This is a genomic window from uncultured Paracoccus sp. (assembly GCF_947487305.1).
Lineage (GTDB): Bacteria > Pseudomonadota > Alphaproteobacteria > Rhodobacterales > Rhodobacteraceae > Paracoccus.
The window spans coordinates 1-2,169 of sequence record NZ_CANKWH010000060.1; the positions used below are offsets into that span (position 1 = coordinate 1).

The following is a 2,169-nucleotide window of genomic DNA, read 5'->3' on the forward strand; positions in this document are numbered from 1 at the left end:
ATCCGCTGGTTGCGGCGGCGGCCGGCCAGCCAGAACCACGGCCGCAGCGTCAGGTCATAGCGATGCCCGTTCTCGCCCACGCCCGCCCACCGCGCGCTGGTGACAATGCCGTCGAAAGGCCGCATCTGGTCATGCGCCTCGATCTCGACGCTGGCATGAGTGCCGATGAGGGCGTCAAAATCCAGATCGTCGCGGCTGGCGAGCGCCTCGACGCGGTATTCGAAAAGATCGTTCAGATGATCGGCGCCGTCAAAGCGCAACAGGCTGAGCGTGTCGGCACCAAGTGCGGTGGTCAGGCGGCCAAGGCGCTCGGTCTGCTTGAAGGGGGCGTTCAAAAAGGCCTCCGGAGGAAACACAGAATCGAAAACAACACCGGCAGAATGCCCTAGGATTGCCGGCAATCCAAGGTTGCCGAGATCGGCTTGCCCCGCACAGCACCTTGCGGCAGCCAGATTCAGCACGCGGTTGGCCAAAGGGCGTCGGACTCGCCTGTATCAAGAGCGTCGTGCGGCCGCGATCTGCGATACCTACCCACCGTGACTTGAGGATGCTGCTGGCTCGTTTAGAACAAGCGAATATTATGGGAGCCTCGCCTTGAACCAGCAAGCATTGTCCGCCTTTCTCTGGAGCGTCGCTGACCTCCTTCGCGGTGATTACAAGCAATCGGATTACGGCAAGATCATCCTCCCGTTCACCGTGCTGCGCCGGATCGACTGCGTGTTGGCGCCGACCAAGGCTGCCGTTCTCGACGAACTGAAGCTGCGCGAATCCCAAGGCCTGCCGGTCGATCAGTTCCTGCGCAGGAAAGCAGGGCAGACCTTCTTCAACGCCTCGTCATTGGACCTGAAGAAGCTCATAGGCGATCAGGACAACATCGCCGCGAATCTGCGCGCCTATATCCTTGGCTTCTCACCCGAGGTCCGTGACATCTTCGACAAGTTCGAATTCGACACCCAGATCGACCGCCTGTCCAAGGCCGGTCTGCTGTATCAGGTCGTCGAGAAATTCACCCAGATCGACCTGCACCCCGATCATGTGACCAACCACCAGATGGGGCTCGTGTTCGAGGAACTCATCCGCCGCTTTGCCGAACTGTCGAACGAAACCGCAGGAGAACATTTCACCCCACGCGAAGTCATCCGCCTGATGGTCAACCTGATCTTCGTCGAGGATGACGCGATGCTGTCGAAGCCCGGCGTTGTGCGCACGATCTATGATCCGACGGCGGGCACCGGCGGCATGCTGTCGGTGGCCGAAGAGTATCTGACCAACATGAACCCCGGCGCCTCGGTTTCGCTGTCTGGACAGGAATTGAATCCGGAATCCTATGCCATCTGCAAGGCCGACATGCTGATCAAGGGGCAGGACGTCGGCAATATCAGCTTTGGCAACACCCTGTCGGACGATGGTCATATGGGTGAGAAATTCGACTATATGCTGTCGAACCCGCCCTTTGGCGTCGAATGGAAGAAGGTCGAAAAGGCGGTTCGCGCCGAACATGACCAGAAAGGCCATGCCGGACGCTTTGGCCCTGGCCTGCCGCGCGTCTCGGATGGCTCGCTGCTGTTTCTGATGCATCTGCTGTCCAAGATGCGCCCGGCAGCGCAGGGCGGCAGCCGCTTCGGCATCGTGTTGAACGGCTCGCCCCTGTTCACCGGCGGCGCGGGATCGGGCGAAAGCGAGATCCGCCGCCATGTCCTGGAATCCGATCTGGTCGAGGCCATCGTCGCCCTGCCGACCGACATGTTCTACAACACCGGCATCGCCACCTATGTCTGGATCCTGACCAACCGCAAACCTGCGGCGCGCAAGGGCAAGGTCCAGCTGATCGACGGATCGGGCTTCTGGCAGAAGATGCGCAAAAGCCTCGGCTCCAAGCGCAAGGAACTGGGCGAAGGTGACATTGCAACCATCACCCGGCTTTTTGGTGACTTCACCGAGGCCGAGCTTGCCCGGATCATCGACGCCGATGGCAAGGAAGTCGGGGCGGAACTGGTCATGCCCGGCCAGACGCCCCCTGCAGCACCCGAAGGCGGCAAGGTCAGGCTTACGCCCTTGTCCCGCATCCTGCCGAATGAGGCTTTCGGCTATCGTGATCCTCCCCCTGTGAAGTGGTCCGCCGTTATTATGAGGAAACGGAGGATCAGAGATGGCAAACAAGAGACCGAA

2 protein-coding genes are annotated in these 2,169 nt (G+C 60.5%); one reads left to right on the plus strand and one right to left on the minus strand.

The genetic code is table 11. The features are described 5' to 3' along the window. Positions 1-335: contractile injection system protein, VgrG/Pvc8 family (locus tag Q1A36_RS21210; protein WP_299848148.1), on the minus strand; the 335-nt coding region annotated here is incomplete at its 3' end. Between the two features lie 259 nt (positions 336-594). Between Q1A36_RS21210 and Q1A36_RS21215 the strand changes: the two genes are divergently transcribed. Then, positions 595-2,169: class I SAM-dependent DNA methyltransferase (locus Q1A36_RS21215; RefSeq protein ID WP_299848151.1), on the plus strand; the 1,575-nt coding region annotated here is incomplete at its 3' end.